Here is a 15,751-nt window from a genome sequence, read left to right as displayed (position 1 = left end):
GCCTCGAAGCTGTGAGTCTGGTGTCACCACCTCATTGGTGGTGTTGTTGGGATCGACGGTCGCGTCGTGACTCTCCTCGAAGCTGGCCCTCCGGGTGCCTTGGTCAGGACATGTCCGGCGTGAGCGTCGACCCCGACCCGAGCAGAAACCAGTGGCCTGATTCAGGAGCTTGACCAACCAGCGTCAGCAGCGCCGGTTGTGTCCCATCACAGTTGTGCCTAGTCCCTGCCCGGATCGGAACCCGATGGTTGACGTCCATGGAAGGGGACGCATGTCCAGTGTGAAGAATCTCCGCGAGCTTGTCGACCTCGTGATCGGGGTCGACACCCACGAGCAGTTCCACGTCGCCGCGGCCGTTGACGCGGTCACCGGCGGGGTGCTCGACACGATCAAGACCCCGGCCGACCCGGCCGGCTATCAGCAGCTCATCGACTGGGCCCACACCCGTCCCGGCCGGCGCGGGTGGGCCATCGAGGGCACCAACAGCCACGGCATCGGCCTGACCCGCGCCCTGGCCGGCGAACTGGTGGTCGAGGTCGACCGACCAGAGCGGATCAAGCGCCGCAACGGCGCAAAGTCCGACTCCATCGACGCGGTCCGGGCAGCCCGGGACGCGTTGGGCCGGGACTCCCTGTCCACCCCGCGGGCGGTCACCGGTGACCGTGCCGCGCTCCAGGTCCTTGTCACCAGCAGACACCTGACGATCACGCAGGCCACCGACACCGAACGCCAACTCCGCTCGATGGTGCTCACCGCCCCCGACGAGCTCCGGTCACGGTTCACCGGCCGCAAGACCGCCCCGATGGTCACCCAGGCCCTGAAACTACGACCCCACACCAATGACGACCCCCTGACCGGGATCCTGATGCCGGTACTGAAGGAACTCGCACAGCGGGCCCGGTCGCTGCGGCTCTACGCCAAGGCCCTGCAACGGCAGATCCTCGACATCGTCAGGAAGTGGCGCCCTGACCTGCTCGACCTCAACGGCGTCGGACCGATCGTCGCGGCGAGCCTGCTGCTGGTGTGGTCCCATCCCGGACGCGTCCACTCCGAGGCCGCATTCGCGATGCTCTCCGGAACCGCCCCCATCCCGGCCACCAGCGGCACACAACAGACCAGACACCGCCTTAACCGCTCCGGCGACCGCCACCTCAACCAGGCCATCCACACCATCATCCTCTGCAGACAACGCAACGACCCAGCCACCAAGGCCTACATCGAACGCCGCACCGCTGAAGGCCGAACCAAGCGAGAGATCCGCCGCTGCCTCAAACGATACGTCGCCCGCCAGACCTTCAGAATCCTCGAAAAAGGGGTTGACAAAACATAGGAGCGTCCTGGGAAACGTGAGCTGGCAAGGTCGCCTTCCTTAGCTTCGAGGCCGCTGCGCGGCACCTCAGCCAGCGGGAAGGGCCTCTGCGCGGCACCTCAGCCAGCGGGGAGGGCCGCTGCGCGGCACCTCAGCCAGGCGTAAGAGGGCGCGTCAGGCGGGGGAACTCGGGAGGGTCAGCGTGAACGTCGCGCCTCGGCCGAGGCCGGGCGAGGCCGCGACCAGGTCGCCCCCGTGCGCCCTGGCGATCTGCCTCGCGATGGTCAGCCCGATGCCCGAACCTCCTCCGCGCTGGTCGCCGATCGTCCGGTCCACCCTGTAGAAGCGCTCGAACACGCGCTCCAGGTCCTCCGCGGCCAGCCCGACGCCGTCGTCGGTGACCGTGATCCGCACCACGTCCCCCTCCGCCCGGCACCTCACCGCGACACCACCGCCCCGCGTCACCGCACGCAACGCGTTGCCCACCAGGTTGGTCACAACCTGGCCGATCCGCTGAGCGTCGGCCATGGCCCAGGCACTCTCGCACTCGACCGTCAGGGAGACGCCGGCGTCCACCGCCTGAGGGCGGAGCCGCTCGGCCGCCTCCCCGGCGACACCCGCGACGTCGATGCTCTCCAGCCGAAGCTCGGTTCCCCCCTCCTGGGAGCGCGAGAGGGCCCCCAGATCGTCGGCGAGTCGGCTCATCCGCTCCACCTCGCGCCCGATGAGGCCGAGGTGCTCAGGGTCCGGCGGAACCACGCCGTCGGTCATGGCCTCGACGTATCCGCCGACGACCGTCAGCGGCGTGCGCAGTTCGTGCGCGACGTCGCCGAGCAGCCGGACACGCCTGGCCTCTGTGCTGGCCAGCGACTCGCCGAGCGTGCGGAGGTCGGCGCCGAGGTTGTTGAGCTCGAGTTCGGGGGCCTCCGGCACCTCGACGTCGTAGCGCCCGGCCGCCATCTGCCGCGCCGCCTCCTGCAGCTGCCGGATGGGACGCATGAATCTGCGAGCGACCAGCAGCCCGAGTGTCGCGGCGACGAGCACGCCCGCCACCGCCCCGATGAGGAGCGCCAGGTCCATGGAGTCGACGATCTGCTGCCGGAATCCCTGGCCCTGGCCGGGCCGCGGGCCGCGCTGCTGCATGCGGTCGTAGAGGGCCGGCGCGAGCGCCCGCGAGAGCAGGAAGGTGACAAGGGCGCCGATGGCGACCACAGCCACGTGGCTGAGCGCCAGCCGGACGGCGAGGCTCCTCATGCGGCACCCGCCGGGGTGCCGAGGAACCGGTAGCCCACCCCGCGGACGGTGCCGATCACGCCGGCGCCGTCGTCGCCCAGGGCGGCCCGGATGGTGCGGATATGGACGTCGACGACGCGCTCGTCGCCGTAGAAGGAGTAGCCCCAGACCTGCTCGAGGAGCTGCGCCCGGGAGAACACCCGCCCGGGCTTCCGGGCGAGTGCCAGCAGCAGGTCGAAGTCGAGCGCGCTGAGGGTGACCGGCCGGCCGTCCACCGTCACCTCGCGCCCGGCCGGGTCGATGGTGATCCCCGGGAACCGCAGGCTCTCGTCACCGGGGGCGTCGTCCCCGCGCGGCCGGCGCAGGACGGCGTGCACGCGCGCCACCACCTCGCGCGGGCTGAACGGCTTGACGATGTAGTCGTCCGCGCCGAGGCTCAGGCTCACCAGCTTGTCCACCTCCTCGGCGCGTGCGGTGATCACGATGACGTAGACCGACGACGACGCGCGGATCCGCCCCAGGACGTCGAGGCCGGAGAGATCGGGGAGTCCGAGGTCGAGCAGGACCACGTCGGGGTTCTCCTCCGCGGCCAGGCGCACCGCGTCGCCCCCTGTGGCCGCCAGGTGGACGGTCATCCCCTCGGCCTCGAGGTAGGTCCGAAGGAGCGTGCGGATCTCGGCTGCGTCGTCGACGACGAGAACGGTGGGTGCCACGGTGCCTCCTGCGCTCAGGATACGGCGAGGCGGGCCAGGCGCTTGATCAGACCTCGGGGAGCGGGGTGTGGGGCTTGGGATAGGAGGACTGCGCGCCCAGGAACTGGGCCGTGTAGGCGGCGAATCGAGCCGCGTACCCGGCCGCATCCACGAGCGGCGCGCCCCCGGCTAGCCGCGCAGCGAGGGCTCCGACGAACGCATCGCCCGCGCCGACGGTGTCGACGGCGCTGACCCGGGGGCTCGCGATGTGCTGCACACCGTCCGCATCGGCGACGAGGGCGCCCTCGGCTCCGAGTGTCAACACCACCGAGGCCAGTCCGGCGTCGCGGAGGGCGAGGACCAGCTCATCCGGGCCGCCCGAGTAGGAGCCGCCCAGCTGCGCGAGCACCGCTTCGGCCTCGTGCTCGTTGACCACGAGCGGGTCGGCCCGCCGGATCACATCGGGATCCAGCTCGATGACGGGAGCGAGGTTCAGCACCCACCGCCCCCAGACAAGCTCGGAGACGGCCGCCAGGGACTCGGCCGAGATCTCGCCCTGGGACACCACGATGCCCGCCTCAGCGATGATCGGCGCCCACTCTGCGACCCGGGAGGGGCTGACCTCCGCGTTGGCGCCGGGCACCACGACGACGGTGTTCTCCCCGTCGGCCGACACGGAGACAACTGCGAGGCCGGTGGGGCCCTCGACCTCCGCGACGTGGCTGAGGTCGACGCCCGCCTCCCGCAGGAGCGTCAGGGCAGTGTGTCGGGAATCGTCGGAGCCGACGGCGCCCAGCATCGTCGTGGGTGCTCCGGCCAGCGCCGCGGCGCAGGCCTGGTTGGCTCCCTTGCCGCCGGGGGAGAGCCCGCCGCCGGAAGCGAGCAGCGTCTCACCCGGGAGTGGATGGCGCGCCAGCAACAGGTGCAGGTCGACGTTGAGCGAGCCGACCACGACAACTGTCGTCACAACAGAACCCCAACTCTCGTCCGTGAGCGTGCGGCGTCGCCGGGAGGGGCGAGCCGCTCCATCACGAGAGCCTAGTGGGCATCACCGTCCGCTCGTCGGCCGCTGTCGCGCATCACCGTTCGCGCCCGTCGACTCCCTGACCACCAGCGACGGCCGGATGACCCGACGGGGCACCCGCTCGCCCGTCGCGATGCGCTCGATGATCATCTCGAAGCCCGCCCGGCCCAGTGCCTGGAAGTCCATGAAGACCGAGGTGAGGGGAGGGCTGAAGTGCCGGGCGTCGGGCATGTCGTCGACGCCGACGATGGCGAAGTCCTCCGGCGCGACCCGGCCGTGGCGCCGCATCGCGTTCAGGAACCCCAGCGCCATCTGGTCGTTGCCCGAGAACACCGCCGTGAAGGAGTCCGGGTCCACCTCCTGCCCGCGCGCCTCCCCGGAGTCCGCGGACCAGTCGCCGCGGACGACGGGCAACGGCTCGACGCCCGCCCTCGAGAGCGCGTCGCGGTAGCCGCGCTCCCGCTCGAGGCCCTCGACCCGGTTCTCCGGCCCGGCCAGGTGGAGGATCCGCGTGTGGCCCAGGCCGAGGAGGTGCTCGGTGGCCAGCGTGCCCGCCTCGAACGAGTCGACGGTCGCGGAATCGGCGTTCGGCCAGGAGCTCCCCGACAGCATGACCACTGGCACCTTCTCCCACACCTTCTCCAGCTGGTCCTCCACGCCGAGGTAGGGGGACGAGACGACGATGCCGTCGACCCGGCTGGAGAGCAGCCGCTCCACTGCCTGATGGATGGCGCGAGGGGTGAGGGGATCGTCGGAATCGAGTTCCACCTGGCTGGTGACCAGCCCGTACTCCGCGGCGTGGGCGGCCTTGTTGAGCCCGGACATGACGGACCATGCGCCGTAGAGGGAGGGGCCGCTCAGCAGGATGCCGATCGAGCGGGTGGAGTTGGCCCGGAGGTTCCTCGCGGACTGGTTGAGCGTGTAGCCGAGTTCCTCGATCGCGGCCTCGATGCGGGCTCGCGTCTCGGCGCCCACGTAGCCCGAGCCGGTGAAGTAGCGCGACACCGTCTGCGCCGACACCCCGGCCAGCCGGCCCACGTCGGCCATCTTCGGGGCCCGCCCGCCCGCAGCAGTCTTCGTCATCGCGTCCTCCCGCGCTCTGGGACTATACCGTCACCACACTGCATAAAAATGCGTGATCAATTCGTTATGCAAAATCGCTTGCATCCAGTGTAGGTTATCGATAACTTAGTAGCAGTCGGGCGCGTCAACAGTCGATGCGCCGGAGCTGGACCAGAGCACAGACGCCCACGATGACCGTGCGGCATCGCTATCGGAGGACCTGATGACGAGAATCCCTCAACCGGGCACGGACTACGCCGTGCCTGCCGCCAAGCGCTGGCGCCTCGGCGAGACGCCGTGGCGCGGCGACGCCGGCTTCGTGGCGCCGAGCGCCCGCCTGATCATCGACAACGACTTCTCGGGTGACCCCGACGACCTGTACCAGATCGTCCACCACCTCCTCTCGCCGAGCGTGGAGATCCGGGCCATCGTCGCCTCGCACCTGCGCCCGGGCGACGGCATGGACCCGTCGGACCACACCGCGACCAACGCCGAGCTGGTGGCCCGCGACGTGTTCGCCCGCATGGGCCTCGACAGCACCGAGGTGATCCACCGAGGCTCGGAGGTGGCGCTGGAGGACGTCCACACACCGCACGACACCCCGGCCGCCCGGGCGATCATCGCCGAGGCCATGCGCGACGACACCGACCTTCCCCTCTTCGTGGCCGCCGGCGGGGGACTGACCGACATCGCGTCGGCCTACCTCCTCGAGCCCGAGATCGCCAAGCGGATGACGTTGATCTGGATCGGCGGCTCCGAGCACGACGGCCTGGCCGTCCCGCCGCACAACGCCATGCCGATCGAGTACAACCTGCTCATCGACGTCAAGGCCGGCCAGGTGCTGTTCGGCGCCCAGGACCTCGAGATCTGGCAGATCCCGCGCGACATCTACCGCCAGTGCCTGGTCTCGGAGACCGAGCTGCGGCTCCGCGTCGCCAAGCAGGGCCCGCTCGGCCAGTACCTCTACGACGAGGTCCGCGCGATCGTGGACGTCGTCAGCGAGCACGGCATGCCCGCCTTCGAGACCTACGCGCTGGGCGACTCGCCGCTGGTGCTGCTCACCGCGCTCCGATCCGTTTTCGAGCCGGACTCCACCTCCAGCTTCCACGTCGAGAAGGCCACCCCCGAGATCACCGACGAGGGCGCCTACCGGCCCATGCGCGGCACCCGCCCCATGCGCGTCTACACCCAGGTCGACGTCCGGCTCATGTTCGAGGACTTCTACCTCAAGCTCCAGGAATTCGAAGGCTGGCGCGCCAGCTGACCCCACGGGCGCCGCGCCCGCGGCGCTCCCCACACCCTCACCCCACCCCCGCCCGCACACCCAATGGAGGACCCGTGCTCACCAAGAAGACCCTGTCCATCGTCGCTTCCCTCTCCGCCGTCGCCCTGGCCCTCACCGCCTGCGGTGGCTCGTCGGAGGGCGGCTCCTCGGCCGACGCGCCGCAGGAGGTCACGATCTGGACGCTGACCCAGCAGGACTCCCAGAAGGAGGCGTGGACCAACCTGGTCGCCGCCTTCAACGAGGAGTACCCGGACATCACCATCAACACCGAGGAGCGCGCCGTCGACGCGCACAAGGACGCGCTGCGCCAGGCCGCGGGCACCGATTCCGGCCCCGACGTCTACCGCTACTGGGGAGGCTCGGGCCTCGGCGGCGAGCTGGTCCGCGTCGGCATGAGCGAGGACATCACGAACTACTACGAGGAGTACGGCTGGGCCGACGTCCTCACCCCGTCGGCGCTGTCCTATGCCACCCAGTACGAGGGCCACCACGGCGTGCCGATGATCCAGGCCACCGAGGCCGTGTTCTACAACAAGCGGCTCTTCGCCGAGGCCGGCATCACCGAGGTCCCGCAGACCTACGACGAGCTGGTGGCCGCGGCCGGCACCCTCAAGGACGCCGGCGTCATCCCGATGGCCTTCGGCGGCACCGTCAACTGGCACGTCATGCGCCTGCTCGACTCGCTCATCGAGACGAAGTGCGGCGCCGAGAAGGCCGACGAGCTGACGCAGGGCGACGGCAACTGGGGTGAGGAGGCCTGCGTCACCGACGCGTTCACCGAGCTCAAGATGTGGGGCGAGAACTACCTCAACGAGGGCTTCATGGCCATCAGCAACGACGACTCCTCGCAGCTCATCTACAGCGGCCAGGCCGCGATGAGCATCGAGGGCGACTGGTTCGGCCCCATGGCCATCGACGGCGGCCTCCCCGTCGAGGACATCGGCATCTTCCCGTTCCCCACCGGCACGGGACGCACGTACGGCTTCGGCGAGCTGCTCTACCTCACGCCCAACGCCAAGAACCCCGACGCGGCCGCGAAGTTCCTCGACTTCATGGTCTCCGAGGAGGGCCAGGCCGAGCTGGGCAACGCCTTCTCCAGCCTGTCGGTCAACGCCAACGTGCAGCCCGCCGAGGGCACCCCGCTGGCGGCCGAGTGGATGGAGCTGATCGCGGCCTCCACGGGCTCGTTCATCAACAACGACCAGAACTTCGGCACGGCTGAGACCGGCGAGTTCTGGCGGGTGCAGAACTCCGTGCTGACCGGCGAGATCGATCCGGCCGACGCGGGCGCCGAGTTCCAGACCTGGCGCGACGCCAACAAGTGATCCAGGCGACGGGGCGGGCGAGAGCCCGCCCCCTCCTCCCCAAGGAGCAGAACTCATGACGCAGCTGACCAGCGCGGCCCCGGTGGCCGCCAAGGCCCCACTCGGGGCCTCCAAGGGGAACCCCTCACGCAAGCGGCCGTTCCTCACCGCCCTGCCGTACCTCCTCCCGGCCCTGGCCCTGTACGGCTACTTCATCGTCTACCCGATGCTCGACTCGGTGCGCCTGTCGTTCTACCGGTGGACCGGATTCCGCACCGACGAGCAGGTCTTCGTAGGCCTCGACAACTACGTGCGCATGTTCACCGCCGACCCGGTGTTCTGGCGGGCGCTGTCCAACTCCATCATCTGGGTGGTCCTGTCCCTCCTGCTGCCCATGGTGCTCGGCCTCCTGCTGGCGCTGGCGCTCAACCGCAAGATGGCCGGCCGCAACCTCATGCGCTCGGTGTTCTACATCCCCTCGGTGTTCGCCTCGATCACCGTGGCCGCCATGTGGCGCTGGATCTACAACCCCACCCTGGGCCTGGTCAACCAGACGCTGCGCCAGCTCGGCCTCGACGACTGGGCCCTGACCTGGCTCGGCGACCCCAAGATCGCCCTGTACTCCGTCTTCGTAGCCTCCATCTGGCAGGCCGTCGGCTTCCCGATGGTGCTCTTCCTCGCCGGCCTGCAGACCGTGCCGCCGGAGCTCGTCGAGGCCGCCAAGCTCGACGGCGCCAGCGCGTGGGGCGTGTTCGTGCACGTCACTCTGCCGGCTCTGAAGCCCACCACCGTGGTCGTGGTGATCCTCACCATCATCAACTCGCTGAAGGTCTTCGACCTGATCGTCGGCATGACCGGCGGCGGGCCCGCCCAGTCCACTCAGGTGCTGGCGCTGTGGTCCTACACCCAGTCCTTCTCCAACAACCAGTTCGGCGCAGGCGCCGCGGTGGCCACCGTGCTGCTCCTCGTGTCGCTGTGCCTCGTGGTTCCGTACATGGCCTGGTCCATGAAGGGAGACAAGTGATGTCCACCGCAACCGCGACGGCCACCGTCGAGGCGAGGCGCAGGCCCGTCGACTACGTGGGGATCGGGCTGTGGGTCGCGCTGCTCGTGACCTCGCTGCTCTGGGCCCTGCCCTTCGTCGTGATGCTCCTGACCTCGTTCAAGACCAACGCCGACATCAGCACCACGCCCGCGTGGGCCCTGCCGACGCAGTGGGCCTTCTCCAACTACGCGGACGCCTTCGACACCGGCAACCTCGGCGTCACCGCCCTCAACAGCCTGTTCATCGCGGCGATCAAGGTGCCGCTCGGCCTGTTCCTGGCCGCCGCCGCCTCGTTCGCCATCGCACGGCTCCGGTTCCGCAGCCACCGGCTGCTGCTCGGCCTCATCGCCGTCGGCTCCATGGTCCCCATCCAGGTGGGCCTCGGCCCGCTGTTCTCGACCATGCTCAACCTCGGCCTGCTGGACTCCCGCGCCGGTCTGATCCTGCCCTACCTGGCCTTCGGCATCCCGTACCAGGTGTTCGTCCTCTACGGCTTCTTCCGCCAGATCCCCGACGAGCTCGAGGAGTCGGCCCGCATCGACGGCGCCTCCACCTTCCGGATCTTCTGGCAGGTGATGCTCCCGCTGGCCAAGCCGGCCCTGGCGGCGCTGTTCATCCTCGACTTCGTGGCCACCTGGAACGAGTACGCGATGGCCACCACGCTGCTGCGCTCCCAGGGGAACTGGACCGTTCCGCTCGCGGTGCAGAGCTTCTCCACGCAGTTCGGCACCGATTACGGGCCGCTCAACGCGTTCATCATCATGTCCGCCATCCCCGTCCTCATCGTCTACCTGATGTTCCAGCGCTACTTCGTCCAGGGCGCCCTGGCGGGCGCGGTCAAGGGCTGATCCACCGCATTGACCTGAGCCCCGACTCGGCGTAGTATGAATGTAAAGCCACACGTGAATAAATATGATTCCTCGGACGGGCCGGCCAGAAGGACCTGGATCGCCGCCCCACCTCACACAAAGGAGACGCAACCATGACCGCACCCGAGTTCGGAGCTGGGCTCTGGAACTTCGCCACCTACCTCGACCGCTACGCCACCGACGGCTACGGCGAGCCGCGCGGCACCCTGGAGCAGATCGACCTCGCAGCCCAGGTGGGCGACATCACCTGGGTGGACCTGAACTTCCCCTTCAGCCCCGGGGTGTCCATCGACGACGTGAAGGCCAAGCTGGCCGAACACGGCATCAAGGCCATCGGCCTCACCCCCGACATCTACCTGCGTGAGCACTGCAAGGGCGCGTTCACCAACCCCGACCCCGCGAAGCGCGCCTCCGCCATGGCGATCATGAACGACGCGGCCAACGCGGTGCGCGAGCTCGGCGCCAAGTACGTCAAGATCTGGCCGGGCCAGGACGGCTTCGACTACCCCTTCCAGGTGGACTACCGCGAGCTCAACCGCCTCGCCGTCGAGGGCATGCGCGAGCTGGCCTCCGGGCACCCGGACCTCAAGTTCGTCATCGAGTACAAGCCCCGCGAGCCCAGGACCCACATGTTCTGGAGCTCGGCGCCGAAGACCATCCTCGGCATCCAGCAGATGGGCGTGGACAACGTCGGCGTCCTCCTGGACTTCGGCCACGCCATGTTCGGCGGCGAGCCGCCGGCCGAGGCCGCCCAGATGCTCATCGACCACGGCCTGCTGTGGGGCATGGACGTCAACGACAACTACCGCGGCTGGGACGACGACATGATGGTCGGCTCCATCCATATGGTGGAGATCTTCGAGTTCTTCCACGTCCTCAAGGTCAACAACTGGGAGGGCGTGTGGAACCTGGACCAGTTCCCGTTCCGTGAGGACGCCGTCGAGAACGCCCAGCTGTCCATCCGGTTCCTCAAGGCCATCCACCGCGCCCTCGAGACGCTCGACGAGGAGGGCCTCGCCGCCGCTCAGGCCAAGCAGGACGCCCTCGGCGCCCAGCGCATCATCCAGAACGCGCTGCTCAAGTCGATGGCGGCAGATCTGTGAGCGACACGAGCAAGTGGGACTTCACCACGCCTGTGCTGGGACGGATCGGGAAGGACGCCTCCCGTGAGGACGTCGTCGCCCACCTGAAGTCCGCCGCCTACGAGCTGCGGCGCCGGGACCCGATCATGATCGCCCACTCGGGCAACGGGCACATCGGCGGCGACTACTCGATCGCCGACGTGCTGGTCACCCTGATGCTGCACGAGCTCAACCTCGACCCGGCCGAGCCGCTCGCGCCGGAGCGGGACCGCCTCGTGCTGTCCAAGGGGCACACCGCCGGCGCGCTCTACATCGCCATGGCGCTGGCCGGCTACTTCCCCGTCGACGAGCTGATGACGTTCATGGACCCGAAGTCGCGGCTCAACGGGCACCCCAACCGCAACTACATCCCCGGGATCGAGGCCAACACCGGGCCGCTCGGACACGGGCTGCCGATTGCGGTGGGCACCGCCCTGGCCGCGAAGCTCGACGGCTCCCCCCGCCGCACCGTGGTGCTGCTGGGCGACGGCGAGCTGCAGGAGGGCTCCAACTGGGAGGCCATGATGACGGCCGCCCACTACGGGCTGGAGAACCTCGTCGCGGTCGTCGACCGCAACCACCTGCAGCAGGGCGCCCTGGTGGCCGACACCATGGGCCTCGAGCCGCTGGCCGACAAGTTCCGCGCGTTCGGCTTCACGGTCCGTGAGATGGACGCGCACAACTTCGACGAGATCCTCGACACCTTCGCTCAGGCCCCCGAGCCTGGCAAGCCCACCTTCATCATCTCCCACTCCCACAAGGGCCATCCGATCTCCTTCATGAGCGACAACGTCGCCTGGCACCACCACGTGCCCACCGAGGCGGAGATCGACGGCATCCTGGCCGAACTGGAGGCAGCCAAGTGAGCACCCAGACCTACGATTGCCGCGACACCTACTCCAAGACGCTCCTCGAGCTGGCGAAGAACGACCGCAACGTGATCGTCGTCGTCAACGACTCCGTCGGCTCCTCCAAGCTGGACGGGTTCAAGAAGGAGCTGCCGGCCCAGATGGTCAACGTCGGCATCGCCGAGCAGGACATGGTGGGCACGGCCGCCGGCCTCGAGAACGGCGGGAAGGTGCCGTTCGTCTCCGGCGCCGGCTGCTTCCTCAGCGCGCGGGCCACCGAGCAGATCAAGGCGGACCTCGCGTACAGCAGGCGCCACGTCGTGCTGTGCGCGCAGAGCCCGGGCGTCGCGTACGGCGCCCTGGGGGCGACGCACCACTCCATCGAGGACGTCGCCTGGATGCGGATCCTCCCGCACATGACCGTCCTCGTCCCGGCCGACCCGGCCGAGACCGAGCAGGCCATCCGCTGGGCCTACACCCACGACGGCCCGGTCTACATCCGCGTCTCGCGCGCCAAGGTGCCGGCCGTCCACCCCGAGGGCTACACCTTCGCCCCCGGCAAGGCCGTCGTCCTGCGTGAGGGCACGGACGTCACCATCGCCGCCAACGGCACGGTGCTGCACCGGGCGCTGGCCGCCGCCGAGCTGCTCGCCGAGCGCGGCATCCAGGCCAGGGTCCTGTCCGTGGGCTCGGTGAAGCCCCTCGACGAGGACGCGATCGTCGCGGCGGCCCGGGAGACCGGTGGCATCGTCACAGTCGAGGAGGGTCTGGCCTCCGGAGGCCTCGGCGGCGCCGTCGCCGAGACCGTGGCCCGCACCCACCCCGTGCGGGTCGCGATGCTGGGCCTGCCCGACACCTTCGCCCCCACCGGGTCGGCCGAGTGGATCCTCGACCACTTCGGCATGGATCCGGCCGGGATCGCGGAGACCGCCGCCTCGCTCAGCCGGGCCACCGCGACGGCCGGGGCCTGATCCGTGATCCTCGCAGTAGACCAGGGGACCAGCAGCACCAAGGCCACGCTGTTCGACGCATCGGGGGCGGCGCTCGCGTCGGCCTCGGTGCCCCTGGGGCAGGCGCATCCGCGCCCGGGCTGGGTGCAGCAGGACGCTGCCCTGATCCTCGACGGGGTGCGGACGGTCGTGGCGGAGATCGCGGCGGCGCACACCGTCGACGCGGTGGCGCTCAGCACCCAGCGCGAGTCGGCCCTGGTCTGGGACCGGGCGACGGGGGAGCCGGTCGGGCCCATGCTCGGCTGGCAGGACCGCCGCACCGCCCACCGCGTCGCGGAGCTCTCCGGCCACGCGGACCGGGTGCGGGAGATCAGCGGCCTGCCGCTCGACCCGATGTTCTCGGCCCTCAAGCTGCAGTGGCTGCTGGACTCGGTGGACCCGGACCGCAGCCGCTCCCGCGCGGGCGAGCTGGCGGTGGGCACCGTCGACTCCTGGCTCGTCACCCGGCTGACCGGTGAGCACCGCATCGAGGCCGGCAATGCGTCGCGCACCCAGTTGCTCGACCTGGCGACGGGGGAGTGGAGCGAGGAGCTCTGCGAGCTGTTCGGCATCCCGGCCGCGGTGCTGCCGAGGGTCGCGGCCTCCGACGAGGCCACAGGCGAGATCGCCGGCCTGGAGGGGCGACGGATCCATGCGGTGCTCGGCGACTCGCACGCTGCGCTGTACGGCCACGGCGTCCGGGGACCGGGCGCGCTGAAGGCCACCTACGGCACCGGCTCGTCGGTGATGGGCTTGGTCGACGACGCCGCCAGCGTGCCCGCTGGGCTTGTCGGCACCGTCGCCTGGCGGATCGGTGACCGGACCGCGGTGGGCGTCGAGGGCAACATCCTGGCGAGCGGGGCCACCGTGGCGTGGCTGTCGCGGCTTCTTGGCCGAAGCGTCGAGGAGCTGGCGGGCCTTGCCCGCAGCGCTCCGGAGGATCACGGCGTGGTCCTCGTCCCCGCGGTCGCGGGGCTGGGCGCGCCGCACTGGGACCCGACGGCGCGGGCGGTGCTCGTCGGGTTCGATCTCGGGACCGACCCGGGCATCCTCGCCCGGGCGGCGATGGAGGCCATCGCGCACCAGATCACGGACGTGGTCGACGCCGCCGAGGCGGCCGGCCCCGTCGAGGCGATCCTCGCCGACGGCGCCCCCGCGGCCGACGACTTCCTCATGCAGCTGCAGGCCGACATCGGCGGCCGGACGGTGAGGAGGCCGCGGTACTCGGGCTTGTCCGCGCGTGGCGCGGCCCAGCTGGCGGCGGATGCGCTGGGCGGCGGGTTCGCGCCCGTCGAGTCGGACTCGTTCACCCCAACCCGCGACAACGGCGTGGCCCGCACAGCATGGGCCTCGGCGCTGACGCTCACCCGCAGGGGGAGCTGACGTGCCCGCCGAACTCTCGAACAGCCTCGTGCAGATCCGTCCGACGGGCTGATGCGGATGCAGGCCACCCGCTACGGCCCTGTCGAGCTCTCTTTCGCGGGGCCTAGGGTCGCACCCGCTCCCGACCGCGATCCCTTCGTCGCGGACTTCATGCGCCTCCACGGCGACGGCGGAACCGTCGCGGTCCCCGGCTTCTGGGACGGACGCGACCGTTATCGGGTCCGTTTCGCTGCACCCGAGGCAGGCCGCTGGACGTGGCGCACACACAGCACGCTCGACGAACTCGACGGGCTGACTGGAAGTCTGGACGTCGGCGAGGCCCCGGAGTCGGAGCACGGCCCGGTAGGGGTGATGGGCGGCTTCCACTTCGTGCACGCCGACGGCACGCCTTTCCGGCCCGTCGGCGCAACCGTCTACAACTGGCTCCATCAGCCCGATGACCTGTACCGCCAGAGCGTCGACGCAATCGCGGCCGCGGGTCTGAACAAGCTCCGGTTCATGGTCTTCCCGCAGGCCGGGGACCACGTCGAACACCACCCAACACTCCTCCCGTTCGAGCGCCGCGATGACGGCCGATGGGACCCGACGCGGCCCGTTGCCGAGTTCTTCGAACACCTCGAGCGCTCGGTCGAGTTGCTGGCCTCCCGTGGGATCGTGGCCGAGCCGCTGCTGCTCAGTACTTACGACGGTGGTTACTTCGGCCTCGATGACCTCACCGAGGAGGAGGACGCCACCTACCTGCGCTACGTCGTCGCACGGCTGGCCGCCCACCCCGGCATCTGGTGGTCCCTGGCCAATGAGTACGACATCCTCGAAGAGACCCGTCCCGACGACCGCTGGACCCGGGCCGGTGAACTCGTCGCCGCCTGCGACCCGTACGGGCACCCACGATCGATCCACAACTGGCTGCGCCTCTACGACCATAACCAGGCATGGGTCACCCACGCATCCGTGCAACTCGGCGAGGCGACCGAGGACTTCGGGCGGGCCTCGCTCCTCAGGGCCGCGTTCGGCAAGCCCGTCGTCCTCGACGAGATCTGCTACGAGGGCGACCTCAATCTCCGCTGGGGGAACCTGACAGCCGAGGAGTTGGTCCACCGCTTCTGGGTCGCGACCGTGTCGGGCTGCTACGCCTCCCATGGCGAGAGCTACCTCTTGAACGACGGCAGCCTCCACATCGTGCGCGGAGGCCCGTTTCAGGGAGAGTCTCCGCCGCGGTTGGGATTCCTGCGCCGCATCCTCGACGATGTTCCTGCCCCCGGTCTCGACCTCGTCGACCCCTGGTGGGACCGGGCATTCGTGGCCGGCGTCCCGGGGCGGCACTATCTGCAGTACCTCGGCCGATGCGCGCCCCCCGAATGGACGTTCCGCCTCCCGCAGGGAGCCCGGGGGGAACGGCTCGAGACGGGACAGCGATACGCCGTGGAGGTCATCGACACGTGGGACATGACCACCACCCCCGTAGACCGAACCTTCGTGCTCGACGAGGTCGGCCGCAACGTTGGGGTCACCGCTGATCCCTCACCCATCCCCCTCCCGGCCGGGCGACCGCTCGCGCTGCGGATCAGGCGGCTGGACTGACCGCGC

The 15,751-nt window shown here is 69.8% G+C and carries 14 protein-coding genes; 10 read left to right on the top strand and 4 right to left on the bottom strand.

The window, feature by feature from the left end; translation table 11 throughout:
• Positions 1 to 271 precede the first annotated feature (271 nt).
• Positions 272 to 1,330: an IS110 family RNA-guided transposase gene (locus ACZK5D_RS15885; protein WP_458994410.1), complete on the top strand. Its 1,059-nt coding sequence runs from the start codon at positions 272 to 274 to the stop codon at positions 1,328 to 1,330.
• Between the two features lie 153 nt (positions 1,331 to 1,483).
• On the opposite strand, the gene ACZK5D_RS15880 is transcribed toward ACZK5D_RS15885, so the two are convergent.
• The 4 genes from ACZK5D_RS15880 to ACZK5D_RS15865 form a co-directional block, all read right to left on the bottom strand.
• On the bottom strand, positions 1,484 to 2,563 hold the full coding sequence (locus tag ACZK5D_RS15880; RefSeq protein WP_463666004.1) for a sensor histidine kinase: 1,080 nt from the start codon (positions 2,561 to 2,563) through the stop codon (positions 1,484 to 1,486).
• A complete protein-coding gene (locus ACZK5D_RS15875; RefSeq protein WP_463666003.1) occupies positions 2,560 to 3,255 on the bottom strand; it encodes a response regulator transcription factor in 696 nt (231 codons plus the stop codon). Before ACZK5D_RS15875 ends, ACZK5D_RS15880 begins: the two co-directional genes overlap by 4 nt.
• Before the next feature lie 46 nt (positions 3,256 to 3,301).
• Positions 3,302 to 4,201, bottom strand: a complete 900-nt coding sequence (locus ACZK5D_RS15870) for a PfkB family carbohydrate kinase (RefSeq protein WP_463666002.1) — start codon at positions 4,199 to 4,201, stop codon at positions 3,302 to 3,304.
• A gap of 81 nt (positions 4,202 to 4,282) precedes the next feature.
• Positions 4,283 to 5,341: a LacI family DNA-binding transcriptional regulator gene (locus ACZK5D_RS15865; protein ID WP_463666001.1), complete on the bottom strand. Its 1,059-nt coding sequence runs from the start codon at positions 5,339 to 5,341 to the stop codon at positions 4,283 to 4,285.
• Positions 5,342 to 5,543: 202 nt separating this feature from the next.
• On the opposite strand from ACZK5D_RS15865, the gene ACZK5D_RS15860 reads away from it, so the two are divergent.
• The 9 genes from ACZK5D_RS15860 to ACZK5D_RS15820 all read left to right on the top strand — a co-directional run bounded on the left by ACZK5D_RS15860 (position 5,544) and on the right by ACZK5D_RS15820 (position 15,745).
• On the top strand, positions 5,544 to 6,584 hold the full coding sequence (locus ACZK5D_RS15860; protein ID WP_463666000.1) for a nucleoside hydrolase: 1,041 nt from the start codon (positions 5,544 to 5,546) through the stop codon (positions 6,582 to 6,584).
• Between the two features lie 74 nt (positions 6,585 to 6,658).
• Positions 6,659 to 7,930 (top strand): ABC transporter substrate-binding protein, encoded by a 1,272-nt coding sequence (locus ACZK5D_RS15855; RefSeq protein ID WP_463665999.1) that lies wholly within the window; start codon positions 6,659 to 6,661, stop codon positions 7,928 to 7,930.
• Between the two features lie 55 nt (positions 7,931 to 7,985).
• Positions 7,986 to 8,933 carry a carbohydrate ABC transporter permease gene (locus tag ACZK5D_RS15850; RefSeq protein ID WP_458995842.1) on the top strand — a complete coding sequence of 316 codons (948 nt, stop codon included), beginning with the start codon at positions 7,986 to 7,988 and terminating at the stop codon, positions 8,931 to 8,933.
• Positions 8,933 to 9,802: a carbohydrate ABC transporter permease gene (locus tag ACZK5D_RS15845; RefSeq protein WP_458995843.1), complete on the top strand. Its 870-nt coding sequence runs from the start codon at positions 8,933 to 8,935 to the stop codon at positions 9,800 to 9,802. The genes ACZK5D_RS15850 and ACZK5D_RS15845 overlap by 1 nt, the downstream gene beginning before the upstream one ends.
• Before the next feature lie 134 nt (positions 9,803 to 9,936).
• Complete coding sequence (locus tag ACZK5D_RS15840; protein WP_463665998.1) at positions 9,937 to 10,926, top strand: TIM barrel protein; 990 nt, start codon at positions 9,937 to 9,939, stop codon at positions 10,924 to 10,926.
• Positions 10,923 to 11,810 (top strand): transketolase, encoded by an 888-nt coding sequence (locus ACZK5D_RS15835; protein WP_463665997.1) that lies wholly within the window; start codon positions 10,923 to 10,925, stop codon positions 11,808 to 11,810. Before ACZK5D_RS15840 ends, ACZK5D_RS15835 begins: the two co-directional genes overlap by 4 nt.
• The gene (locus ACZK5D_RS15830) at positions 11,807 to 12,763 is read left to right on the top strand and encodes a transketolase family protein (protein WP_463665996.1); all 957 of its coding nucleotides are present in this window, start codon (positions 11,807 to 11,809) and stop codon (positions 12,761 to 12,763) included. Before ACZK5D_RS15835 ends, ACZK5D_RS15830 begins: the two co-directional genes overlap by 4 nt.
• A 3-nt stretch (positions 12,764 to 12,766) precedes the next feature.
• On the top strand, positions 12,767 to 14,164 hold the full coding sequence (locus tag ACZK5D_RS15825) for an FGGY family carbohydrate kinase (RefSeq protein ID WP_463665995.1): 1,398 nt from the start codon (positions 12,767 to 12,769) through the stop codon (positions 14,162 to 14,164).
• Between the two features lie 57 nt (positions 14,165 to 14,221).
• Positions 14,222 to 15,745: an apiosidase-like domain-containing protein gene (locus tag ACZK5D_RS15820; RefSeq protein WP_463665994.1), complete on the top strand. Its 1,524-nt coding sequence runs from the start codon at positions 14,222 to 14,224 to the stop codon at positions 15,743 to 15,745.
• Positions 15,746 to 15,751 lie beyond the last annotated feature (6 nt).

Source organism: Tessaracoccus yangjingae, from assembly GCF_055326235.1.
This window is presented reverse-complemented; position numbering and strand designations above follow the sequence as displayed.